Source organism: Ornithinimicrobium sediminis (assembly GCF_021272345.1).
Lineage (GTDB): Bacteria > Actinomycetota > Actinomycetes > Actinomycetales > Dermatophilaceae > Ornithinicoccus > Ornithinicoccus sediminis_B.
Genome location: NZ_JAJSDQ010000002.1, coordinates 19,264 through 41,151 on the forward strand (window position 1 = coordinate 19,264; position 21,888 = coordinate 41,151).

Sequence of the window (21,888 nt, forward strand, 5' to 3'; positions counted from 1 at the left end):
TGCCAGCAGCGGTCACCGCTGGGGCTCACCCGCCGGTGAGTCCGCGGCGTCACTCGTGGGTGCGGTGCGCCCGAGCCAGATCTCCCGCAGCCGGGAGTCGCTCCTGCCCAGGGGGGTCTCGACGATGCGGGTGTCCTTGAGCACGACGGCGAGCTGGGTGACCAGTGGCCCCGGAGGGTTGCCGCTGATGTCGGCGACGGCCGACCACGGGATCGTGGCGGTGCGGTGGAGACCCGTGAGCAGCGTCATGCCCTGGTCGTCGGTGATGACCGCCTGCCGGTGCGCGCGGTAGAGGAACGCCAGGGCCACGGCAGCCCACAGGAGGCCGAACGGCCAGATCCACCAGCTCGCCCCGTCGACGGCGCTGCTGGCGACCCAGCCGACGGCGAAGACCACCTGGAGACCCCAGGCGACCATGGCGACCCGGGTCGTGCCGGGGCGCAGGCGTGTGCGCGGCATCCATCCTCCTCGGCGATCGTGCTGGCGCCGAGACTACGTCACCACGCTGGGAGGCCGCGCAGCACCCGGGGGGGTGGCTGTGCGGCCTCCGTCAGGTCAGCCGAACGGCAGGGCGTCCTTGGTGGTGGAGCCGATGTCCGAGGCCAGGTCCTGCACCGAGCCCTTGGCGCTCTTGGCGGCCGACTTGGCGGCGCCGAGGGCGCTCTGGGTGGCCAGGGTGACCCCGGCGCCCACCAGCCAGACGTCCTTGGCGAACGGGACCCCCTGCTGCGAGGGACGGATGCCGTCGTCCCCCGTCATCCACGGCGTCTTGAGGTACATGCCCACCAGGCCTGCGCCGAAGCCCGCCAGGGCCGTGCCGGCCACCGCGGAGGGCACCATCGGCGCCAGCAGGGTGGTGCCGAGGGCGATCTCCCCGTAGGCCAGCAGCTCGGTGAAGTCCTTGGGCTTGACGTTCTTGAGGAAGGGGTAGGCACCGGAGGCCATGCCGTGCAGGCCCTCCGCGGTCTCCTTGTCCGCCCCGAGCTTGCTCAGCCCGGAGTTGAGGATGTAGGCGCCGGTCGCGACGCGGATCGGGATGTGGGTGGGGTGCATTGCATCTCCTCGAGGACGGGACGGTCGTGAGGCCACCTGGCCCTGCACCCCATCCTTGACGAGGTGTCCCGGCGACGCCACCCCGGGGGGTGGGACTCAGCGCATCTCCGGAGGTAGCGGTGCTGCGTGGACGACGCTCAGCCCGGACACGGCACGTGTCAGGACGATGTGGCGCCGGCGCAGCCCCGTGCGCCGGTCCGGCTCGGCGGCCACGACCGCCGCGGGGTCGACGACGACCACCTGGTCGAACTCCAGGCCCTTGGCCAGGGTCGCCGGCACGACCTGTGTCCGTGGAGGTCGGGTGTCGTCGTGCTCCTGGCCCAGCACCACGTGGGCCGTGCCCGCGGCGCTCAGGGCTCCGGCCAGCGTCGGCACCGCGGCGTCGGTGCTCACCACCCCGACGGTGCCCGGGTGGCGGGCGACCCGGGCGACCTCGGCGACCGCACCCGTGACCGGGTCGTCGACGGACACCACGTCCAGCCGTCCCCGGTCGTGCCGCACCGACGGTCCCCTCAGGCCGGGGGCGATGTGCGGCAGCAGGCGGGCGGCGTAGTCGACGACCGCTCCCGGCACCCGGAAGCCGCGCTCGAGCACCTCCACGTGTGCGCCGTCCGCTCCCAGGTGCCCGAGGGACTCCTCCCACGAGGTGGTCGCCCACGGCGTCGTGCCCTGCGCGATGTCGCCCAGCACTGTCAGCGAGCCGGTCGCGGCCCACCGGCCGACCGCACGCAGCTGCATCGGGGAGAGGTCCTGCGCCTCCGGTCGCGTCCGGTGCCGCCTTGTCCGTCGCGTGCCGTCCTGCAGCACAGCGCCCGTCGGACAAGGCAGCACCCGGGGTGGGGCCGAGGGTCGAGGCAGCCGGTCAGGGCACGTCGGGCCGGGTGTCGAGCACGACCTCGAACTCCTGCCGCTCACCGTCCCGGAGCACCCCGACGACGGCCTCCTCGCCGGCCCGGCGCTCGCGCACCTGCGCCACGAGGGCCTCGGCGCTGGACACGCGGTCACCGTCGATGTCGATGACGAGGTCTCCGGCGGCCAGGCCCACGGAGGCGGCGGGTGAGCCCTCCTCGACCTGCACGACGGCGGCCCCGGCGAGGACCGCACCGTCGAGGGTGGCCTCGGCGTCGTCCAGGCCCACGCCCAGGAAGGCGTGCTCGGCCGTCCCGGTCTCGATGAGCTGCTCGACGATGGAGGACACCGAGCGCATGGGGATGGCGAAGCCGATGCCGATGTTGCCGGCCTGCCCGCCGGTGGGTGCCGAGAGCGACGCGATGGCCGAGTTGATGCCGACGAGGCGCCCCGAGGCGTCCACGAGGGCACCGCCGGAGTTGCCGGGGTTGATGGCCGCGCTGGTCTGGATGGCGTTGGTGACGACGGCCGTCGGCTGACCGCCCTCGGTGGACTGCGTGGTCACCGGGCGGTCCAGGGCGCTGACGATCCCGGTCGTGACCGTGCCCGACAGGCCCAGCGGGTTGCCGATGGCCATCACAGGGGAGCCCACGGTGAGCGACTGGTCGTCACCCTCCTCGACGGGCTGCAGGTCATCCGGTGCGTCGGTCACGGTGAGCACCGCGAGGTCGGTCGCCGGGTCGGAGCCCGACACCTCCGCCTCGTAGGCGCGACCGTCGGCCAGGGTGACCCGCACCTGCTCGGCTCCGGCCACGACGTGGGCGTTGGTGACGACGTGCCCCTGGTCGTCCCAGATGACACCGGAGCCCGAGCCGCCGCCGGAGCCGGTCGCGATCTCGATGGCCACGACCGAGGGGGAGACCTGCTCGGCCACGCCGCCCCAGTCCTCCGCGGAGGTGAACGAGGCAGGGGAGCTGCCGCCCTCCCTCTCGGCGACCTCGCCGGCGCCCGTGACCACCGGGCCCTCGTCGCCCGGACCACCGGTCAGGGCGTAGGTGCCGCCCGAGGCCAGCACTGCGGAGAGCACACCCACGACGAGGAGGTCGGACCAGCGCCGCGGGGAGCTGCCACCGTGCGGCGGTGGCTGCGCCGGTGCGGACGACGGCGGGCCTGCCGACGGGGAGCCCTGCGTGGGTGGGGTGCTGCCGACCGGAGGGCCGGCATACGGCTGGGTGTCGCTGGGCTGGCGGGTGGAGGAGTCGCTCGGAGACTGCGGGGTCCGCTCACCGGTGTAGGGATCAGGCATGGGTCCATCACACACCACCGGTCTCGGCCGAGTCTGGGCTTCTGCTGTGAGTTGGCTGGAGACCTCAGGCCGTCGGTGCGGGCACGGCGCTCCGTGCCTGGTCACGGGTCTTCAGCGGCAGCTCCACGCGGAAGGTGGCGCCACCGCCGGGGGTGGGCACATGGCGCACTGTGCCACCGTGGCGGGCCACGATGGTCGCGACGATCGCCAGCCCCAGGCCCGTGCCACCGCGCTCGCGGCTGCGTGAGGGGTCGACCCGGAAGAAGCGCTCGAAGACCCGCTCGGCGAGGGCGGGGTCGATGCCCGCGCCGTGGTCACGCACCTCGACGACGCACCGTGCCTGCTGCACACCGAGCGCGACCTCGACGTCGGTGCCGACAGGTGTGTGCGCGACGGCGTTCGCCACGAGGTTGGTCAGCACCTGTCGTAAGGCACCGTCGTCACCGCAGGTGACCGGCGACCCTGTGCCGCCCTCCAGCGGCACCATCCGCACGTGGTGCTCGGGGTTGCGCACCCTCGAGTCCTGGACCACGTCCCCGACGAGGACGGTCAGGTCGACGGGCTCGTCGGCCATCCGTGGTGCGGTGTCCCAGCGTGTGAGCAGCAGCAGGTCCTCGACCAGGCGGGTCATCCGGGTGGCCTCGCCCTCGATGCGGCTCATCGCCCCGGCGACGTCGTCCGGGTCACGCACCCCGCCCACCCGGTAGAGCTCGGCATACCCGCGCACCGTCGCCAGGGGTGTGCGCAGCTCGTGGCTGGCGTCGGCCACGAACTGCTGCATGCGGGCCTCCGAGGCCTCCCGCACCGAGAAGGCCTGCTCGATGTGGGCGAGCATGGCGTTCAGCGACTCCGACAGGGAGGCGACCTCGTCGTCGGCACCGGGCTGCGGGATGCGGCGGGTCAGGTCGCCGGCCGCGATGGCCGCTGCTGTGTCCTCGATCCGCCGCAACGGACGGAAGGCCCGGCGCACTGCGACCCACCCGAGCACCGCCACCGCCGCGAGGGTGGCGGCGCCGATGAAGGACGTGAGCACCCACAGCTGCTTGACAGTGTTGTCGACCGGCGCCAGCGGCAGGGCGATCGCGACGGTGCCCTCACCGGTGGGCACGCGGTCGGCGAGCACGCGCCAGTCGTGGCCACCGGGGGAGGTGACGGTGAAAGGGCCGTCCCCCAGCCGAGGGTCGTCCCAGTCGACGCGCCGCAGCGCGGGACGGTCGTCACCGGTGGTCGGGGTGACCAGCGTGTAGGTGGTGGAGCCGGTCGCCCGAGGGGTCAGCAGCACGAAGTAGTTGTTGGGCGGGACCAGTGTGGTCTGCACGATGCCGGTCTCGGGCAGGTTGCTGTAGGCGACCTGGCCCAGCGGGGCGATGTACTGCCGCAGCTCGGTGTCGATCCGCTCCGTGAGGTAGCCACGCAGCAGCATCGTCGTGAGCGTGGTGGTCACGAGGTAGGCCGCGAGCACCATCAGCACGACCACCGCCACCAGCCGGGTGGTGAGCGAGAGGGCGTGCAGCCGGCTGTAGGCCGTCTGCCGCAGGGAGCGGGCCCCGATCACGGGCCGTCCCAGGGGCAGGTCGCGGCGGGCATCAGTCGCGCGGTGGGCGCAGGACGTAGCCGACACCGCGCTTGGTGTGGATGAGCGGCTCGCCCTGGGTGTCGACCTTGCGCCGCAGGTAGGAGATGTAGGACTCGACGATCCCCATCTCGCCGCGGAAGTCGTAGTCCCAGACGTGGTCCAGGATCTGTGTCTTCGACAGCACCCGGCCCGGGTTCAGCATGAGGTAGCGCAGCAGCTTGAACTCCGTCGGCGACACGTCGATCACCCGGCCGCCTCGACGCACCTCGTGGCTGTCCTCGTCGAGCTCGAGGTCGGCCACGCGCAGGGTCGTGTCGGTCTCCGGGAGCAGCTCCTGGGTGCGACGCAGGACGGCGCGGATGCGGGCGACCACCTCCTCCAGGCTGAACGGCTTGGTGACGTAGTCGTCACCGCCGACCGTCAGCCCCTTGACCTTGTCCTCGAGGGAGTCGCGTGCGGTGAGGAACAGGATCGGCACGTCACGACCGCGTTCGCGCAGGCGCCGGGTCACGGTGAATCCGTCCATGTCCGGCAGCATGACGTCGAGGACGGCCAGGTCGGGCTCGTGCTCGTCCGCCAGGCGCAGGGCCGTCTCCCCGTCGGGGGCGGTGTGGACCTCGAAGCCGGCGAACTTGAGGCTCGTCGCCAGCAGCTCTCGGATGTTGGTCTCGTCCTCGACGACGAGGAGGGTGGCCTCGGGTGTGCTCATGCACCCAGTGTGAACGGCGATTCTGTGAGTCTGCTGGGGGTCGCCTGGGAGCACGCGCCGGTGCCCTCGTGCCGCCTCCCTGGAAGGCGCCGGTCAGTGCGGGATGGGGGCGTGGGTGCCCTCGGCGCGCTCGGGGGGCTCGCGGCGCAGCAGCTCGTCCCAGTCGGAGTCCACCAGGTCGCGCGGACCGTCGGCGACCAGGACGGCGCCGGCGGTCTCCAGCTCCTCGACCCCGAACCCTCCGGAGCGCAGCGCCACGCACGGCGCACCCATCCGCGCGGCCGAGGCCACGTCGTACGGGGTGTCGCCGACGAGCAGCGCCCGCCCGCCGCCCGCGTCGTGGAGGGCGGCCTGCAGGATGTCGGGCTGCGGCTTGGACTCGTCGGCGTCCTCGGAGGAGGTCACCGCGGCCAGGACCCCCTCCGGAAGGTCGAGCAGCTCGATCACGTGGTCGGTGAACCGCGACTTGCCCGAGGAGGCCAGGGCGATCCGCAGGCCGCGCTCGTGCAGCGCCATGACCATGTCGCGGGCGCCGTCGAGGAGCACGATCTCGGGCAGCAGGTGCTCGTACTCGACCTCCCAGCGCTCGCGCACAGCGTCGCCGAGGTCACGCTCGACGTCGTCGCCGGCGACCATGGCGACGAGCTTGTCGCCGCCCATGCCGATCGCGCGGTGGACGCGCCACAGCGGCGGGGCCAGGTCGTGCCGGGCGAAGGCCCGGGCCCAGGCGAGGGCGTGGTGGTAGGTCGTGTCGGCCAGGGTGCCGTCGACGTCGAGCAGGACGGTGTCGCGGGCTGCAGATGTCATCGGTCCCTGTCTACCGCAGGTGGCCGCGGGGTGTCGATGTCGGAGTCTCAGGGCAGGGTGGGTGCCCCGTCGAGCTGGTCAAGGTCGTCGGCGTCCACGATGCGGTAGGCGTAGCCCTGCTCGGCGAGGAAGCGCTGACGGTGGGCGGCGAACTCCGCGTCGACGGTGTCGCGCGCCACGATCGTGTAGAAGTGCGCGGTCCGGCCGTCGCCCTTGGGGCGCAGCACCCGGCCCAGGCGCTGGGCCTCCTCCTGCCGGGAGCCGAAGGTGCCCGACACCTGGATCGCCACGGACGCCTCGGGCAGGTCGATCGAGAAGTTGGCGACCTTGCTGACCACGAGCAGGTCGATCTCGCCGGTGCGGAAGGCGCCGTAGAGCTTCTGCCGCTCGGTCACGCTGGTCTCCCCGGTGATCATCGGGGCGTCCAGCCGGTTGGCCAGGGTCTCCAGCTGGTCGAGGTACTGCCCGATCACCAGCACCTGCTGACCCCGGTGCTTGGCCACGAGCTCCTCGACCACGGCGTCCTTGGGCGGGGCGCACGAGGCGAAGCGGTAGCGCTCGTCGGGCTCGGCCACGGCATACGCCATGCGCAGCGACTCGGGCAGGGTCACCCGCACCTCGACGCAGTCGGCGGGGGCGATGTAGCCCTGGGCCTCGATGTCCTTCCACGGTGCGTCGTAGCGCTTGGGGCCGATCAGGGAGAAGACGTCGGACTCGCGGCCGTCCTCGCGCACGAGGGTGGCGGTCAGGCCGAGGCGCCTGCGCGCCTGCAGGTCGGCGGTCATCCGGAAGATGGGCGCCGGCAGCAGGTGCACCTCGTCGTAGACGATGAGCCCCCAGTCGCGGGCGTCCAGCAGGTCCAGGTGGGGGTAGACGCCCTTGCGCTTCAGCGTCAGCACCTGGTATGTCGCGATGGTGACCGGGCGGATCTCCTTGCGGGCGCCGGAGTACTCCCCGATCTCGTCGTCGGTCAGCGAGGTGCGCCGGATGAGCTCCTCGCGCCACTGACGTGCCGAGACCGTGTTGGTCACCAGGATCAGGGTGGTCGTGCTCGAGCGTGCCATCGCGCCGGCCCCCACCAGCGTCTTGCCGGCGCCACAGGGCAGCACGACGACTCCGGAGCCGCCGTCCCAGAAGCCGTTGACGGCCTGCTGCTGGTAGGGCCGCAGCTGCCAGTCGGCCTCGTGGAGCGCGATCGGGTGGGCCTCGCCGTCGACATAGCCCGCGAGGTCCTCGGCCGGCCAGCCCACCTTGAGCAGCTCCTGCTTGAGGTGACCGCGCTCGGAGGGGTGCACCGCCACGGTGTCGTCGTCGATGCGGTCGCCGGTCAGTGGCGTGATCCTGCGGTGCCGCAGCACCTCCGTGAGCACGGCACGGTCGGTCGTGCGCAGGATGAGGCCGTGCTCCTCGGACTTCTCGAGGGTGAGCCGTCCGTAGCGGGCCATGGTCTCGGCGACGTCCACCAGAAGCGCGTTGGGCACCGGGTAGCGGCTGTGCGTGACCAGGGCGTCGACCACCTGCTCGGCGTCGTGGCCGGCGGCACGCGCGTTCCACAGCCCCAGCGGGGTGACCCGGTAGGTGTGCACGTGCTCGGGGGCGCGCTCGAGCTCGGCGAAGGGTGCGATAGCACGCCGCGCCGGTTCGGCGTCGGGGTGGTCGACCTCGAGAAGGAGGGTCTTGTCGGACTGGACGATCAGTGGGCCGCTCATCACCGGGTGACAACGCCGGTATGCGGTGCGCCTGTTCCCGACCGTGAGGACCGGCGTGGTGGCCGGGACGGTCCGGGGGCAGAGGATGCCCGCGGCGTCCACTAGCATGGAGGGAGCAACACGCGCTCCGGGGTCGGTGCAAGTCCGAACCGGCGGTGACAGTCCGCGACCCGGCCGCAGCCAGCGGCTGGTTGACCTGGTGGAACTCCAGGACCGACGGTGAAAGTCCGGATGGGAGGCAGCGCGGGGCCTGCGACAGCAGGCCCGTGGCCACGGTCGGCCGCGGTGGTGGCACGCCAGGCGTGCCCGCCGGGTCCGTGCGTGACCACAGCTCACCGACCATCGGTGTCCACCCCGGAGCTCGACCGACGAGCAGAGATCTGACCAGGGTGATGAGCACGATGAGGCCGGTGAGCCACGCGGGGGACACCTCGCTCGACGCCGCCATGCTGCGCCGCGCCCTGGACGCCGCCCTGCTGGGACCCGAGGCCGACCCGAACCCGCGGGTCGGGGCCGTCGTGCTCGACGCCGACGGCGTCGTCGCCGGGGTGGGGCACCACCGCGGCGCAGGCACCCCGCACGCCGAGGTCGAGGCCCTGCGGGAGGCCGGCCGACGGGCCGCCGGCGGCACGGCGTACGTGAGCCTGGAGCCGTGTGCCCACCACGGCCGCACCCCGCCGTGCACGCGTGCCCTCGTCGAGGCCGGGGTGCGTCGGGTCGTGTATGCCGTCGCGGACCCCGACCCCAAGGCTGCCGGTGGCGCCGTCGTGCTGCGGGCCCAGGGGGTCGAGACCGAGCACCGTCCCAGCGCCGAGGCCGAGGCGGTGCTGCGGCACTGGTCCTTCGCGACCCGGCACGGCCGCCCCTGGGTCACCTGGAAGACCGCCAGCACGCTCGACGGCCGGGTGGCCGCGGCGGACGGCAGCAGCGCCTGGGTCACCTCGCCGCAGGCCCGTGCCGACGTGCACGACCTGCGCAGCCGCTGCGGAGCGGTGGTCGTGGGCACCGGCACCGCACTGGCCGACGACCCCTCGCTCACGGCACGTCACCCGGACGGCACGCCGCGTGAGCGGCAGCCGCTGCGCGTGGTGCTCGGTCGCACCCCGCTGCCCCGGCAGGCGCGGCTGCACGACGGCGCGGCTCCGATGGTCCAGCTGCCCGGGGACGACCTCGCCGCGGCCCTGGCCAGCCTGCACGGCCGCGGCGTGCGGCGGGCCCTGCTGGAGGGCGGCCCGACGCTGACCGCGGCGTTCTGGCGGGCGGGGCTGGTCGAGGAGGTGGTCGCCTACGTCGCGCCGGCGCTGCTGGGCGCCGGGCCGGCCGCGGTCGGTGACCTCGGCATCACGAGCATGGCCGGCATCGCCCGGCTGCAGATCGACGACGTGGCCCGGATCGGGCCGGACGTCCGGATCACCGCACACCCGGTGGCCGGGCAGGAGGAGGAGTAGGGATGTTCACCGGAATCGTCGAGGAGCTCGGCGAGGTCGTGGCGATCACGGAGCACAGTGCGTCCTCGCAGCTGCGTATCCGCGGCCCGCTGGTCACCGAGGACGCCGGCCACGGCGACTCGGTCGCCGTCAACGGGGTCTGTCTCACGGTCACCGAGTGGGGCCACGGGGAGTTCAGCACCGACGTCATGGCCGAGACGCTGAGCCGCAGCAGCATCGGCGACCTGGCCGTCGGGTCGGTGGTCAACCTGGAGCGGGCGCTGCGCAGCGACGGGCGCTTCGGGGGGCACGTCGTGCAGGGGCACGTCGACACCACGACCGAGGTGCTCGCCCGGGAGCCGGGTGACCGCTGGGAGGTCGTCACCTTCCGGCTGCCGCCGGAGATCGCCCGGTATGTCGTGCAGAAGGGCTCGGTCACCCTCGACGGGGTCTCGCTCACGGTGGCCGACCTCGGCGCCGACACCTTCACCGTCTCGCTCATCCCGACGACGCTCGAGCTGACCACGCTGGGGCGTCGGCAGGTGGGCGACCGGGTCAACGTGGAGGTCGACGTCCTGGCGAAGTACGTGGAGCGGCTGATGGCTGCCGGCTCCCCGTCCGCGGCCCGGCCCTCCGCCCCCGCGTCCGGACCTCTCGGTGAGTGAGGTCGAGGTCGTGGTCGGCGAGGCACTGGAGGCCCTGTGCGCCGGACGTCCGGTGCTGGTGCTCGACGACGCCCGGCGGGAGAACGAGGGCGACGTCGTGCTGGCGGCACAGACGGTCACCCCGCGCTGGATGGGCTGGACCGTGCGGCATACCTCGGGCTACGTGTGCGCCCCGATGCCGGCGGAGTGGGCCGACCGTCTGGAGCTGCCGCTCATGGTGCAGGACAACGAGGACCCGCTCCGCACGGCCTACACGGTCACCGTCGACGCGGCGACCGGTGTGAGCACCGGCATCAGTGCGACCGACCGGGCCCGTACAGTGCAGCTGCTGGGGTCCGCCCGCACCACGGCCGCCGACCTGGTCAGACCCGGTCACGTGGTGCCGCTGCGCGCCCGTGCGGGGGGAGTGCTGGAGCGCCCCGGGCACACCGAGGCCGCCGTCGACCTGTGCCGGCTCGCAGGGCTGAGCCCGGTGGCCGCGATCGCCGAGCTGGTCGACGACGAGGGGGAGATGCTGCGCGGAGCCGCTGTGCACGCGCTGGGGCGGGCCCACGGCCTGCCGGTGATGAGCGTGGCCGACCTGGTCGCCCATCGACGGATGCTCGACGACAGGAGGACCTCATGAGTGGCAGCGGCGCACCCCAGGTGGAGGTGGACGGCTCGGGCCTGCGGGTCGCGGTGGTCTCCGCGTCCTGGCACACCGACGTCATGGACGGGCTGCGGGCCGGGGCCGACCGGGCCCTGCAGGAGGCCGGCGTCAGGCGGGTGGAGCGCGTCGCCGTGCCGGGCAGCTTCGAGCTGCCGGTCGCCTGCGCCCGGCTGGCGGGCAGCGGTGTCTACGACGCCGTCGTCGCGCTGGGCGTCGTGATCCGCGGCGGCACCCCTCACTTCGACTACGTGTGCCAGGCCGCCACCCAGGGGCTGACCCAGGTCTCGGTGAGCACCGGCATCCCCGTCGGATTCGGTGTGCTGACCTGCGACAACGAGGAGCAGGCGCTGGACCGCGCGGGTCTGCCCGGGTCCTCGGAGGACAAGGGGCACGAGGCGGTGACGGCGGCGCTGGCGACCGCCCTGGTGCTCCGCCCGCACTGAGGGTGGCAGGCTGGGGCCATGTCGTCGATGCTGCCGATGGTCCAGCCCCGCTCCGGGATGCCCGAGCGCGTCACGATCTACGAGGTCGGGCCGCGCGACGGGCTCCAGAACGAGTCGACGCGGGTGCCCACCGAGGTCAAGGCCGAGTTCGTGCGACGCCTGGTCGCCGCCGGCCTCGACACCGTCGAGCTCACCTCGTTCGTGCCGCAGCGGTGGGTGCCGCAGCTCGGTGACGCCGAGGAGCTCGTCGCCGCGCTCGGTCCGGTGGGTGTCGGTCGGCAGCGACCGGTGCTGGTGCCCAACGAGCGCGGGCTGGAGCGGGCCCTGGAGGCCGGCGTGTCCGCGGTCGCCGTCTTCGGCAGCGCCACCGAGACGTTCGCCCGCAAGAACCTCAACCGCTCCGTGGCCGAGTCGGTCGACATGTTCGCCCCGGTCGTGTCGCGTGCCCTGGACGCGGGGGCGTGGGTGCGGGCCTACGTGTCCATGTGCTTCGGCGACCCGTGGGAGGGTCCGGTGCCCGTGGAGCAGGTCGTCGACGTCTGTGCCCGGCTGATGGACCTGGGCTGCGACCAGCTCTCCGTCGGCGACACCATCGGCGTCGGCACGCCGGGGCACGTGGAGCGGCTGCTCGACGCGCTGGAGGAGGTCGGCATCGGGGTCGACCAGGTCGGCGTCCACTTCCACGACACCTACGGCCAGGCGCTGAGCAACACGGTGACCGCCCTGGGCCGGGGTGTCAGTGTCGTGGACGCCTCCGCCGGAGGGCTCGGCGGCTGCCCCTACGCGAGGTCGGCCACCGGCAACCTGGCCACCGAGGACCTCGTGTGGACTCTCACCGGGCTGGGCGTCGAGCACGGGGTCGACCTCGACACGCTCGTCGAGACGAGCGGGTGGATGGCCGGGCACCTGGGCCGGCCCTCGCCGAGCCGGGTCGTGCGAGCCCTCTCGGGCTGACGGGCACACGACTGCGCCGGGCCTGCGACAGACTGCGCGAGCGCAGGCCCCGGCGTGGGTTCCACTGTAGGTCGGCCGGTGGGACCGCATACGGTGTGCTCATGCACTCAGGTATCGACCCGACCCACATGGACACTGCGGTCCGGCCGCAGGACGACCTCTTCCGGTTCGTGAACGGCACATGGCTCGACACGGCGGAGATCCCGGGGGACCGCGGGCGCTACGGCGCCTTCGACATGCTGCGCGAGGCCGCAGAGGCCAACGTCCGGGCCCTCATCGAGGAGGCCGCGGCGAGGGAGCCCGCGCTGGACACCCCCGAGGGCAAGGTCGGGGCGCTGTACGCCAGCTTCATGGACACCGAGCGGATCGCTGCCCTGGGCACCAGCCCGCTGGTCGAGGACCTGCGGTCCGTCGCGGAGGTCGAGAACCCCTCCGACGTGGTGCGCGTGTCCGCGCACCTGCAGCGCCACGGCGTCGACGGGCTCGCCCACGTCTGGGTCACTGCCGACGCCGGCAGCCCCGAGGACTACGTCCTCTACCTGCACCAGGGCGGCATCGGCCTGCCCGACGAGGCGTACTACCGCGACGAGGAGCACGCCTCGGTGCGCGAGGCCTACCTCGGCTACCTCGGCCGGCTCCTGGAGCTCGCTGCCCCGGCGCTGACCGAGGTGGGGCTGGACCTCGGTGGCGACGTGCCGCAGCGCGTCTTCGACCTCGAGGCACGGATCGCCGGCGCGCACTGGGACCGCGTCGCCGCCCGGGACGCGGTGAAGTCCTACAACAAGCTGTCCTGGGCCGAGCTCGTCGACAGCACCCCGGGGCTCGACTGGACGGCATGGGCCGAAGGCCTGGGGATCTCCCGCGACCGCCTGGAGCACCTCGTCGCTCGTCAGCCCGACGTGCTCACGGCCGTGGGACAGGAGCTCACCGGCACGCCTGTGGAGGACTGGCGGGCCTTCCTGGTGGTGCGCCTGCTCGACTCCACCGCACCGTTCCTCACCGACGACCTGGTGGCCGAGCACTTCGACTTCCACGGCCGCACCCTCAGCGGGACGCCGGACAACAAGGAACGCTGGAAGCGCGGGGTGGGCCTGGTCGAGGCCCTGCTCGGTGAGGCCGCTGGTCAGCTCTACGTCGCCCAGCACTACCCTCCGCAGGCCAGGGAGCGGATGGAGCAGCTGGTCGAGCACGTCATCGAGGCGTTCCGCCGGCGGATCGGGGAGCTCGAGTGGATGGGTGAGGACACCCGGGCCCGTGCCCTCGACAAGCTCGGCGCCTTCCGCCCCAAGATCGGGCACCCGCCCACCTGGCGCGACTACTCGGCCTACGTGGTGGACCCGACCGACCTGGTCGGCAACGTCCGCCGTGGCCACGCGGTCGAGACCGACCGCGAGCTGCGCAAGCTCGGCGAGGAGATCGACCGCGACGAGTGGCTGATGACCCCGCAGACGGTCAACGCCTACTACCATCCGATGCTCAACGAGATCGTCTTCCCGGCCGCGATCCTGCAGCCGCCCTTCTTCGACGTCGAGGCGGACGACGCCGTCAACTACGGCGGCATCGGGGCGGTCATCGCCCACGAGATCGGCCACGGCTTCGACGACCAGGGCTCGCGCTTCGCCGGCGACGGCTCGCTCACCGACTGGTGGACCGAGGAGGACCGCGCCGCGTTCGACGAGCGGGCCCAGGCCCTCATCGCGCAGTTCGACACCCTCTCGCCCCGTGAGGTGCCCGGCCAGCGGGTCAACGGGGGGCTGACGGTGGGCGAGAACATCGGCGACCTCTGCGGGCTGGAGCTGGCGCTGTCCGCCTACCGCATCGCGACCGGTGGCGACGCGCCCGACATCGAGGGCTGGACCGGTGACCAGCGGTTCTTCATCGGCTGGGGTCAGGTGTGGCGTGGCAAGGCCCGGGTCGAGGAGGCCAAGCGTCTGCTCTCGGTGGACCCGCACTCACCGGCCGACCTGCGCGGCAACACGGTGCGCAACGTCGACGCCTTCCACGACGCGTTCGACACCAAGGAGGGCGACGGCCTGTGGCTCCCGCCGCAGGAGCGCGTCCGCATCTTCTGAGATCCGGCTCCCGGACCGAGCGCCCCCGACGGGGCGCTCAGTCCAGGACGGGCACCCCCCGCATCGCAGTGGCGATCTGCTCGTCGGGCAGCTCGTAGTCGACCATGGCCCCGCTGAGGTACTGCTCGTAGGAGGCCAGGTCGAGGTGGCCGTGGCCGCACAGGGCCGTGAGGATCACCTTCTCCTGCCCGGACTCCTTGGCCTGGAGCGCCTCGCGGATCGCGGCGGCGATGGCGTGGGTGGGCTCCGGCGCCGGCACGATGCCCTCGCAGCGGGCGAACTGGACCGCCGCGGCGAAGCACTCGGTCTGCGGCACCGAGATCGCCTCCACCACCCCCTGCTCGTAGATGTGCGAGACCAGCGGGCTCATCCCGTGGTAGCGCAGCCCGCCGGCGTGGATGAGCTCGGGGATGAAGTCGTGACCGAGCGTGTGCATCTTCATCAGCGGGGCCAGGTCGGCGGTGTCGCCGAAGTCGTAGCGGTACTCGCCCTTGGTCAGGCTCGGGCAGGCCGCGGGCTCGACGCAGCGGACGGTCGGGTTCATGCGGCCGGCGAGCTTCTCGCGCAGGAACGGGAAGGAGAGACCGCCGAAGTTGAAGCCGCCGCCGGTGCACCCGACCAGCACATCGGGGTTCTCACCCACCTTGGCCAGCTGCAGCAGGGCCTCCTCGCCGATGACGGTCTGCTGCAGCACGTGGTTGAGCACCGAGCCCAGGGCGTAGCGTGCCTGCGGGTCGGCGACGGCCATCATGACGGCCTCGGAGATGGCGATGCCCAGCGAGCCGGGGTGGTCGGGGTCCTCGGCGAGCAGGGAGCGGCCGTCGAGACCTCCCTGCTCGATGAGGGCCATCGGGAAGAGCGGGGCGAAGTCGTCGGGGGCCGGCCGGGGCGTGGGTGCCGGGATGCAGCGCGGGCGGGGGAGGCTCGGGCAGGTCGGCGACCAGGTTGTACCACTGCGTCGGCATCTCCGACTCGTCGAGCAGGATCTTGGACCGGGTGTCGTCAGGGCGTGCCATGAGGCACTCTCACCAGTGCCCGGGCCGCGGCTCACAGCGCCTGGCGCACCCCGCTGATGCGGTGCAGCAGGAGGGTGCGCGGGGCGTCGCCGTCGCCTGTCGTGCCGCGCACCCTGCCCCCTTCGACGTGCTCGGGACGGAAGAGGTGGTGCTGGACGCCACCGATGTCGTCGACGTAGCCGACCCAGACCGCGGCTCCCTCGGCAGCAGCCTCACGCAGGAGGGCGAGGGTGACGACCGGCTCCGTGGCGGGGGGCGTCTCGCTGTCGGGGTGCGAGTCGCGCACCGTGTCCCCGTGTCGCATCCCCGCCACGATCCGTGCTGCGACGTCCGCGTCCACCCCGCTGACCTGGACCTGTGGGGTGTCCCGCCGGGTGGTGCGGTGGTGTCGTCCCGGGTCCAGGGAGATGCCGCCGTCGACGCCCTCGGCGACCGGGCCGTACTGCTCCTCGCGGAGCAGGTCGAGCACCGTGGCCGCCGGCACCGGGGTGACGAGCACGGTGGGAGCGATGCGCCGCAGCTGAAGCAGCGACAGCGAGCGGTCCGCCTCGACGCGGTCCAGCAGCGCCTCGTCGTCGGAGCGCACGTAGGCGGCGCACGCCCCGACCCGCGCGACCCCGTGGCGGCGGGCGACGTCGCGCACCAGGTAGTCGAGCGGCTGGGGCACACCGGTGTGGCTGACCGAGGCGATCTCGGACAGCACACGGTCGGCCGACCAGCCCGCGTCGAGGGCGCGTCGCAGGGTCTCCTCGGTGATGCGGTGCACCGTCGCGCCACCTCGGGACTCGACGTCGCTGAGCAGGCGCATGACGGCCCTGGCCGGTCCCTCGAGCCGCCCCGGGGCGATGGCGGTCAGGTCGGCCTGCAGCAGGACGTGGTCGACCGCCGCCGGGATGTGCGGCGCCATGAGCGAGGCAGCGGCGTCCCGGCCGTCCTCGAGCAGCGCCCGCCCGGGCGCGGTGAGAGCGCCCCGGCCCAGCACACCGGCCCACTCGGCCTCCCGCAGCACCGCCTCGATGCCCGGACCGCTGCCCGCCGCGGAGGCCCGCGCCATGCGGACCGGGTGGCGCCAGCGCAGCAGGTCCAGCAGGTCGTCCTGCCCGGGCGCCGACCCGGCGGGGAGGGTGCCCACCGCGGTGAGGACGTCGCGCCGACGCTGTCGGCCCGCCGGCCAGGAGGTCTGCAGGCTGAGGGCGTTCACCCGGCCCGCCTCGCTCTGCCCGACCAGCGAGGGCGCGGCCGTCATGGTGAGCCAGGCGTGCGCCAGGTCGGCCCACCGATGGTGCGGGTCCTGGTCCACCCACTCGTCGGTCTCGCCGGTCGGCATCCACGTGGCGTCCTCGGTGTCGTCGCGGGCGAGGAGGCCGGCCGCGTGCATCACCTCGAGCAGCCAGGCGGTCTCCGGCTGCCCGATCTCCAGCCGCGACGCCAGGCGCGACAGGTCGCGCACCGCCAGCCCGCCGGCACGCAGCACCTTGGGGGGCTTGGCGCCCCAGGCGTCGATGACCTCGGCGCTGAGCACCAGCAGCTCGGCGGCGCGGCCACCGGCTGTCGCGTCGACCACCTCGGGGTCGACGACCGGGCCTCGGGGCCGCGGCGGCTCCGCAGCCGGGTCCCGGTGCAGCACACCGTGCCGCAGGACGAGCGCGACCTGACGGGGAAGGACGACGTGCGACTCGTCGACCCGGTGCAGCAGGCCGTGGGCGATGAGGCTGCGCGCCGCCGCGCCCACAGCGGTGTCCCCCGAGCTGGTCGACTCCGACAGCACCCCCGTCGCGGGGCCCCAGGTGAGCGCGTCGAGCACCGCCCGACCGTGCCGGTCCAGGCCCTGCAGCGCGGCGTCCAGGGCGGGTCCGGTCGGCGTCTGCGGCAGGGCCGGCCCCAGCCCGGCGGGGTCACCGATGACCTCCGCCACGGTGCGCGCGACCCGGAAGCCCTCGTCGCTCTCCCAGACCAGCGACAGGAAGGCCAGGTCCTGCACCCAGCCGGCCACCCGCGACGACCGTGGCGGCTCCCCGAGCAGGCGGGCGACCTCGGCACGCGAGGCGGGGGAGGCGACGACGAGGGCCTCGAGCGTGTGCAGGTGGGCCAGGTCCAGACTGTCGAGGACACGCTGGATGCTGGCGCGGGTGGTGGCGCGGGCGGCCAGTGTCGTGACGTCGGCGGGAGCGGGGCGGGCCAGGTCCGGCCTGCGGACGAGCAGTGCGGCCAGCTCCGTGTCGCTGCGCCGCCTCAGGTCGTCGGCGAGGGAGCGGGTCGAGGAGGGCACCGTCCTACGGTAGTCGCGTGCCCGCCCGGGAACGGACCACCTCCTGCCGGGCGCCTCAGGTCCGGCTGCGTGCCGCCCGCCAGGCGATGCGGACGAGTGGCACCTGCACCGGGAGCCGCGCCACGTTGCCGACCCAGAGCGCTCGTGACGCGAGGTCCCCACGGCGGCGCGCGCTGCGCCCGTGGGCCACGGCCATCTGCACGTTGGCGGGCCACACCGCGAGCAGCAGCCCCGCGCTCGCGGCGCCTGCTGCGGGACGGGTGCGGGCATGGGCCAGACCGGCCGCGCACACCAGCTCGGCGACCCCGCTGCCGACGACGAGCTCGCGGTCCCAGCGCCGCAGCGGGGCAGGGATGATCGGCTCGAACACGGACGGCCGCACCAGGTGCAGCAGCCCGGACGCGGTGAAGAGGGCGACGAGGAGCCGGTGGTCGGGTGAGGGCACGGCCGACAGCCTGTCAGCCCCGCACCGTGACGGTGCTCGCGCCCCCGGCTGCGACGACCTCGCCGACGACCGGGTATCCGGGGACCTCACCCGCGACGAGCAGCCCGCCGCTGGTCTGCGCGTCGGCCAGCAGGAGGAGCTCCTCCTCGGGCAGGTCGGAGCGCAGCGCCTCCCGCACCCAGTCCAGGTTGCGTCGCGAGCCTCCCGGCACGTAGCCGGCGGCCAGCGACTCGCGGGCGCCCTCGACGACGGGCACCGCACCGGCGTGGACGACCGCCGACACACCCGACCCGCGCACCATCGACAGCAGGTGCCCCAGCAGCCCGAAGCCGGTCACGTCGGTGCCGGCCGTGACACCGGCCGCCCGTGCCGACTCCGCCGCCGCGGCATTGAGGGTGGTCATCACGCGCACCGCCTCGGGGAAGGTCTCGCCGGTGGCCTTGTGGCGGGCGTTGAGGATGCCGACACCCAGCGGCTTGGTCAGGGTCAGCGGCTGGCCGGGCTGTGCCCGGTCCACCCGGATGAGCCGAGCAGGGTCGACGGTCCCCACGACCGCCATCCCGAAGAGCGGCTCAGGGCCGGAGACGCTGTGTCCGCCACCGACGGCGCACCCCGCCTGTCGGCATACCTCCTGGGCTCCGGCGAGCACCTCGGCCGCGAGCGACAGGGGCAGCTCACCTCGAGGCCAGGTCAGCAGGTTGATCGCCAGCCGCGGCGTGCCCCCCATCGCGTAGACGTCGGAGAGGGCGTTGGCAGCGGCGATCCTGCCCCAGTCTCCCGCGTCGTCGACGACCGGGCTGAAGAAGTCGGCCGTGAGCACGGTCGCCTCCGGGCCGCCCATCGCCATGACGGCCGCGTCGTCGGCGCTGTCGGCGCCGACGAGCAGCGACGCGTCACCGGGGCCCAGCGAGGTGACCAGCTCACGGAGCTCGCCGGGGGGCAGCTTGCAGGCACATCCCCCTCCCGAGGAGTAGGAGGTGAGGCGAGGGCGGCGGTCCATGAGGGCCGAGCGTATAGGCTCGCGGGACTACACCAGGGAGGCGTCCGGGTCCTGGTGGGCCCCGCGGTCTTCAACACCGACGAGACGAGCACCGCTCGTCTGGCGGGTTCGATTCCCGTCCGCCTCCGCCAGTCCTGCACCGAGGGGGGCCCGTGAGCGACGACCCGCGCCGAGCGGTCCCGCGCACCGACGAGGTGCTCGCCTCCGACGTCGTGCGGACGGCGGCCGCAGGCCTGCACCCGGAGGTCGTGCGCGCCGGCGTGCGGCGAGCCCAGGACCGGGCACGCCGCGGTGCGCTGGCCGTCGGCGACGTGCCGACCGCGGCGGCAGCCGAGCTCGCCCCGCGCGCCGAGGAGGTCGCGGTGCTCAACGCCACCGGGGTCATCGTGCACACCAACCTGGGGCGGTCCGCGCTGTCGCGGGCGGCCCGGGAGTCGGTGCTCGCCGCCGGTGGCTACGTCGCCCTGGAGCATGACCTGGCTACCGGTCGCCGGGCCGCGCGGGGCGACGCGGTCAGGCGGCTGCTGCTCGACCGGGTGGGCGCAGCCGGCGACGCGCTGGTCGTCAACAACGGGGCGGCGGCACTCCTGCTCGCGACCCTGGCCCTGCCGGGGGAGGTCGTCCTGGCCCGCGGCGAGATGGTGGAGATCGGCGACGGCTTCCGGCTGCACGAGCTGCTGGCCGGCGCCGGAGCCACGGTCAGGGAGGTGGGAGCCACCAACCGGGTGCGCGTCGCCGACTACGCCTCGGCCCTCGGACCGCGGACCGGGTGCGTGCTCAAGGTGCATCCGAGCAACTTCACGCTGCACGGGTTCACCGGTGCGCCGTCCGTCCGCGAGCTGGCCGGACTCGGGGTGCCCCTCGTGGTGGACCTCGGCTCGGGTCTGCTCGCCCCCTCCACCGTCCTCCCCGACGAGCCGGACGCGAGCAGCGCGCTGCAGGCGGGGGCCTCGCTGGTCACCTTCAGCACCGACAAGCTGCTCGGCGGCCCGCAGGGTGGTGTCGTCCTCGGCGACGAGGCGCTGGTGGCCAGGGCTCGCCGGCACCCCGTGGCGCGTGCCCTGCGCGCCGACAAGCTCTCCCTGGCGGCGCTCGCCGCCACCCTGCGCCAGCGGGACCTGACGCCCACGGCGGCCGCGCTGGCTGCCCGCCCGGACGACCTGCTGGCACGGGTGCGAGCGCTGCAGGCGGCGGTCGGCGGGGAGGTCGTGGATTCCGTCGCCGTCGTGGGGGGCGGGGGTGCCCCCGGCGTCGAGCTGGCGGGCTGGGCGCTGGCACTACCCGCCCCGGTCGCCGAGCGGCTCAGGGTGGGGTCACCCCCGGTGGTGGCGCGGGTGCAGGACGGACGGTGTCTGGTCGACCCTCGCTGCGTCGCCGCCGACGACACCGGCCGCCTGGTCGCCGCTCTGCAGGCCGCGCTGGCCGGGTGAGCACTCCCGAGAGAGGCCGCTCGGCGGCCGTCACGGGGACAGCCGCCACGGGGACGACCGCGACGGCGGTGGTCGCGACGGCCGGGCACGTCGACCACGGCAAGTCCTCCCTGGTCCGCCGGCTCACCGGCACCGAGCCCGACACGCTGGCCGAGGAACGACGCCGTGGCCTGACCATCGAGCTGGGGCACGTGCACGCCACGCTGCCGTCGGGGCGGCAGGTGTCCGTCGTCGACGCCCCCGGCCACGAGGACTTCCTGGGCACCACCGTCCACGGGCTGGCGGCTGCCGGCGCGGCGCTCCTCGTCGTGGCCGCGGACGAGGGCTGGTCCCCGCAGACCCAGGAGCACGCGGGCGCGCTGGTGGCACTGGGGCTGCCCCGTGTCGTGCTCGTGGTGACCAAGAGCGACCTGGCCGACCCCGCAGGGGTGCTCTCGAGCGCGGCCGTGCGGATGCGTGACCTCGGTCTCGAGCCCTGCGACGCCGTGGCGCTGAGCACCCGCACGGGCCGGGGGTGGGGCGACCTGCTCGAGGTGCTGGAGCGCATCGGCGCCGCACAGCGGCCCGGCCCGCCGGGGCCGGCCAGGATGTGGGTCGACCGCTCGTTCAGCGTGCGCGGAGCCGGCACCGTCGTGACCGGCACCCTGGCTCGTGGTCGGGTCGTGGTCGGTGACCACCTGTATGCCGGCGGGCAGCGTATGCGGGTGCGTGGCCTGCAGCACCACGGTCGGCCGACGGCCTCGGCGCAGGGACCGGCCCGTCTGGCGGTGAACCTCGCCGGCACGCCGCCGGACCAGGTGCCCCGGGGCACGCTGCTCACCGCGGACCCGGACCCGGTGCGGTCGCGCACGGCCCGCGGACGGCTGGTGCCGGTGAGCGTGCCGCCGCGCTGGCCCCGGGAGACGCTCGTGTCGGTGGGGACCACGACCCTGTCGGCGCGGCTCACGGTGCGCGAGGGGGCCGTGCGGCTCGGCCTCCCGCAGGCGCTCGCCCTGGAGCCGGGGGACCGGGTCGTGGTGCGCGACCCGGGGGGCCGGCGCGTCCTGGCAGGGGTCGCGCTCGAGCAGCCGGGGGGTGTCTCCGCCCGCGACTCTGGACGGAGCCGGCGCACACCCGCGGCCCCGGACGGCACGGGGGTGCGCCTGCTGCTGGAGCACCTCGCCGCAGCACCGCTGGCCGCCCCGCACCAGGACCAGCTGGCCGCGTGGGAGGTCACGCCCCAGGAGGTGCGGGACCTGGCGGCAGCCGGCCGGGTGCTCCATCTCGGTCGCGGACTGGTGCTGCACCGGGATGCCGCAGCGCGGGCGTGGCAGACCCTCGCCGCGCTCGACCAGCCCTTCACGACGAGCGCGGCACGCATCGCCCTGGGCGCCTCGCGCCGGGTCACCGTCGCCCTGCTGGAGCACCTGGACGCCCGGCAGCTCACATCCCGCACGGACGCCGAGCACCGTCGTATACTCCGGACACGGCAGGGCACGCCAACCGACCGGCGCTGACCTGCACCTGCTC

The 21,888-nt window shown here is 73.9% G+C and carries 19 protein-coding genes, 1 tRNA gene, 1 pseudogene and 1 riboswitch; of the genes and pseudogenes, 9 read left to right on the forward strand and 12 right to left on the reverse strand.

All coding sequences use genetic code 11. From position 1 onward, the window contains the following. Nucleotides 1–12: 12 nt before the first annotated feature. The 8 genes from LVO85_RS04445 to LVO85_RS04480 all read right to left on the reverse strand — a co-directional run bounded on the left by LVO85_RS04445 (nucleotide 13) and on the right by LVO85_RS04480 (nucleotide 8,009). Nucleotides 13–459 (reverse strand): hypothetical protein, encoded by a 447-nt coding sequence (locus LVO85_RS04445; RefSeq protein ID WP_232746218.1) that lies wholly within the window; start codon nucleotides 457–459, stop codon nucleotides 13–15. Nucleotides 460–555: 96 nt separating this feature from the next. Beyond that, the gene (locus LVO85_RS04450; RefSeq protein ID WP_232746219.1) at nucleotides 556–1,053 is read right to left on the reverse strand and encodes a hypothetical protein; all 498 of its coding nucleotides are present in this window, start codon (nucleotides 1,051–1,053) and stop codon (nucleotides 556–558) included. A gap of 96 nt (nucleotides 1,054–1,149) precedes the next feature. Further along, on the reverse strand, nucleotides 1,150–1,791 hold the full coding sequence (locus LVO85_RS04455; protein WP_232746220.1) for a helicase domain-containing protein: 642 nt from the start codon (nucleotides 1,789–1,791) through the stop codon (nucleotides 1,150–1,152). Between the two features lie 124 nt (nucleotides 1,792–1,915). Beyond that, on the reverse strand, nucleotides 1,916–3,208 hold the full coding sequence (locus LVO85_RS04460; protein WP_232746221.1) for a S1C family serine protease: 1,293 nt from the start codon (nucleotides 3,206–3,208) through the stop codon (nucleotides 1,916–1,918). A gap of 64 nt (nucleotides 3,209–3,272) precedes the next feature. Continuing rightward, entirely contained in the window at nucleotides 3,273–4,763 is a 1,491-nt protein-coding gene (locus LVO85_RS04465; RefSeq protein WP_232746222.1) for a sensor histidine kinase, read from the reverse strand. A gap of 31 nt (nucleotides 4,764–4,794) precedes the next feature. Beyond that, nucleotides 4,795–5,493: a response regulator transcription factor gene (locus LVO85_RS04470; RefSeq protein WP_232746223.1), complete on the reverse strand. Its 699-nt coding sequence runs from the start codon at nucleotides 5,491–5,493 to the stop codon at nucleotides 4,795–4,797. A 93-nt stretch (nucleotides 5,494–5,586) separates the two neighbouring features. Next, entirely contained in the window at nucleotides 5,587–6,300 is a 714-nt protein-coding gene (locus tag LVO85_RS04475; RefSeq protein WP_232746224.1) for an HAD family hydrolase, read from the reverse strand. Between the two features lie 47 nt (nucleotides 6,301–6,347). Further along, complete coding sequence (locus LVO85_RS04480; RefSeq protein ID WP_232746225.1) at nucleotides 6,348–8,009, reverse strand: DNA repair helicase XPB; 1,662 nt, start codon at nucleotides 8,007–8,009, stop codon at nucleotides 6,348–6,350. A gap of 120 nt (nucleotides 8,010–8,129) precedes the next feature. Next, a riboswitch (FMN riboswitch) is annotated at nucleotides 8,130–8,256 on the forward strand. Nucleotides 8,257–8,401: 145 nt separating this feature from the next. Here LVO85_RS04480 and ribD point away from each other — a divergent pair. From ribD to LVO85_RS04510, 6 genes and pseudogenes are all read left to right on the forward strand, one after another. After that, a complete protein-coding gene (gene ribD, locus LVO85_RS04485; RefSeq protein ID WP_232746226.1) occupies nucleotides 8,402–9,457 on the forward strand; it encodes a bifunctional diaminohydroxyphosphoribosylaminopyrimidine deaminase/5-amino-6-(5-phosphoribosylamino)uracil reductase RibD in 1,056 nt (351 codons plus the stop codon). A gap of 2 nt (nucleotides 9,458–9,459) precedes the next feature. After that, complete coding sequence (locus tag LVO85_RS04490) at nucleotides 9,460–10,101, forward strand: riboflavin synthase (RefSeq protein ID WP_232746227.1); 642 nt, start codon at nucleotides 9,460–9,462, stop codon at nucleotides 10,099–10,101. Next, a pseudogene (gene ribB / locus LVO85_RS04495) lies at nucleotides 10,094–10,708 on the forward strand (3,4-dihydroxy-2-butanone-4-phosphate synthase); the annotation flags it as partial. The gene LVO85_RS04490 and the pseudogene ribB, both read left to right, overlap by 8 nt. A 14-nt stretch (nucleotides 10,709–10,722) precedes the next feature. Continuing rightward, on the forward strand, nucleotides 10,723–11,193 hold the full coding sequence (ribH, locus tag LVO85_RS04500) for a 6,7-dimethyl-8-ribityllumazine synthase (protein ID WP_232746228.1): 471 nt from the start codon (nucleotides 10,723–10,725) through the stop codon (nucleotides 11,191–11,193). 18 nt (nucleotides 11,194–11,211) lie between these two features. Continuing rightward, entirely contained in the window at nucleotides 11,212–12,147 is a 936-nt protein-coding gene (locus LVO85_RS04505; RefSeq protein WP_232746229.1) for a hydroxymethylglutaryl-CoA lyase, read from the forward strand. A gap of 101 nt (nucleotides 12,148–12,248) precedes the next feature. Beyond that, nucleotides 12,249–14,219, forward strand: a complete 1,971-nt coding sequence (locus tag LVO85_RS04510; RefSeq protein ID WP_232746230.1) for a M13 family metallopeptidase — start codon at nucleotides 12,249–12,251, stop codon at nucleotides 14,217–14,219. 37 nt (nucleotides 14,220–14,256) lie between these two features. Here the strand turns inward: LVO85_RS04510 and LVO85_RS04515 are convergent, their stop codons facing one another. The 4 genes from LVO85_RS04515 to selD all read right to left on the reverse strand — a co-directional run bounded on the left by LVO85_RS04515 (nucleotide 14,257) and on the right by selD (nucleotide 18,949). Continuing rightward, nucleotides 14,257–15,069, reverse strand: coding sequence for a TrpB-like pyridoxal phosphate-dependent enzyme (locus tag LVO85_RS04515; protein ID WP_232746231.1), 813 nt, complete (start codon nucleotides 15,067–15,069; stop codon nucleotides 14,257–14,259). Between the two features lie 197 nt (nucleotides 15,070–15,266). Continuing rightward, nucleotides 15,267–17,504, reverse strand: a complete 2,238-nt coding sequence (locus tag LVO85_RS16945) for a helicase-associated domain-containing protein (RefSeq protein ID WP_232746232.1) — start codon at nucleotides 17,502–17,504, stop codon at nucleotides 15,267–15,269. Between the two features lie 55 nt (nucleotides 17,505–17,559). Next, the gene (locus LVO85_RS04525; protein ID WP_232746233.1) at nucleotides 17,560–17,949 is read right to left on the reverse strand and encodes a DoxX family protein; all 390 of its coding nucleotides are present in this window, start codon (nucleotides 17,947–17,949) and stop codon (nucleotides 17,560–17,562) included. Between the two features lie 13 nt (nucleotides 17,950–17,962). Continuing rightward, nucleotides 17,963–18,949 carry a selenide, water dikinase SelD gene (gene selD, locus LVO85_RS04530; RefSeq protein WP_232746234.1) on the reverse strand — a complete coding sequence of 329 codons (987 nt, stop codon included), beginning with the start codon at nucleotides 18,947–18,949 and terminating at the stop codon, nucleotides 17,963–17,965. Between the two features lie 36 nt (nucleotides 18,950–18,985). Between selD and LVO85_RS04535 the strand changes: the two genes are divergently transcribed. From LVO85_RS04535 to LVO85_RS04545, 3 genes are all read left to right on the forward strand, one after another. Further along, a tRNA-Sec gene (locus LVO85_RS04535) sits at nucleotides 18,986–19,080 on the forward strand. Between the two features lie 21 nt (nucleotides 19,081–19,101). Continuing rightward, a complete protein-coding gene (gene selA / locus LVO85_RS04540; RefSeq protein ID WP_232746235.1) occupies nucleotides 19,102–20,379 on the forward strand; it encodes an L-seryl-tRNA(Sec) selenium transferase in 1,278 nt (425 codons plus the stop codon). Continuing rightward, a complete protein-coding gene (locus LVO85_RS04545) occupies nucleotides 20,376–21,875 on the forward strand; it encodes a selenocysteine-specific translation elongation factor (RefSeq protein ID WP_232746236.1) in 1,500 nt (499 codons plus the stop codon). The genes selA and LVO85_RS04545 overlap by 4 nt, the downstream gene beginning before the upstream one ends. The last annotated feature ends 13 nt before the right edge of the window (nucleotides 21,876–21,888 follow it).

What these genes read in the sequence shown, in the direction of transcription:
- LVO85_RS04445 (WP_232746218.1), bottom strand. Translation starts at nt 459, where the DNA reads ATGCCGCGCACACGCCTGCGCCCCGGCACGACCCGGGTCGCCATGGTC.
- LVO85_RS04450 (WP_232746219.1), bottom strand. Translation starts at nt 1,053, where the DNA reads ATGCACCCCACCCACATCCCGATCCGCGTCGCGACCGGCGCCTACATC.
- LVO85_RS04455 (WP_232746220.1), bottom strand. Translation starts at nt 1,791, where the DNA reads ATGCAGCTGCGTGCGGTCGGCCGGTGGGCCGCGACCGGCTCGCTGACA.
- LVO85_RS04460 (WP_232746221.1), bottom strand. Translation starts at nt 3,208, where the DNA reads ATGCCTGATCCCTACACCGGTGAGCGGACCCCGCAGTCTCCGAGCGAC.
- LVO85_RS04470 (WP_232746223.1), bottom strand. Translation starts at nt 5,493, where the DNA reads ATGAGCACACCCGAGGCCACCCTCCTCGTCGTCGAGGACGAGACCAAC.
- LVO85_RS04475 (WP_232746224.1), bottom strand. Translation starts at nt 6,300, where the DNA reads ATGACATCTGCAGCCCGCGACACCGTCCTGCTCGACGTCGACGGCACC.
- LVO85_RS04480 (WP_232746225.1), bottom strand. Translation starts at nt 8,009, where the DNA reads ATGAGCGGCCCACTGATCGTCCAGTCCGACAAGACCCTCCTTCTCGAG.
- ribD (WP_232746226.1), top strand. Translation starts at nt 8,402, where the DNA reads ATGAGCACGATGAGGCCGGTGAGCCACGCGGGGGACACCTCGCTCGAC.
- LVO85_RS04490 (WP_232746227.1), top strand. Translation starts at nt 9,460, where the DNA reads ATGTTCACCGGAATCGTCGAGGAGCTCGGCGAGGTCGTGGCGATCACG.
- ribH (WP_232746228.1), top strand. Translation starts at nt 10,723, where the DNA reads ATGAGTGGCAGCGGCGCACCCCAGGTGGAGGTGGACGGCTCGGGCCTG.
- LVO85_RS04505 (WP_232746229.1), top strand. Translation starts at nt 11,212, where the DNA reads ATGTCGTCGATGCTGCCGATGGTCCAGCCCCGCTCCGGGATGCCCGAG.
- LVO85_RS04510 (WP_232746230.1), top strand. Translation starts at nt 12,249, where the DNA reads ATGCACTCAGGTATCGACCCGACCCACATGGACACTGCGGTCCGGCCG.
- LVO85_RS04515 (WP_232746231.1), bottom strand. Translation starts at nt 15,069, where the DNA reads ATGGCCCTCATCGAGCAGGGAGGTCTCGACGGCCGCTCCCTGCTCGCC.
- selD (WP_232746234.1), bottom strand. Translation starts at nt 18,949, where the DNA reads ATGGACCGCCGCCCTCGCCTCACCTCCTACTCCTCGGGAGGGGGATGT.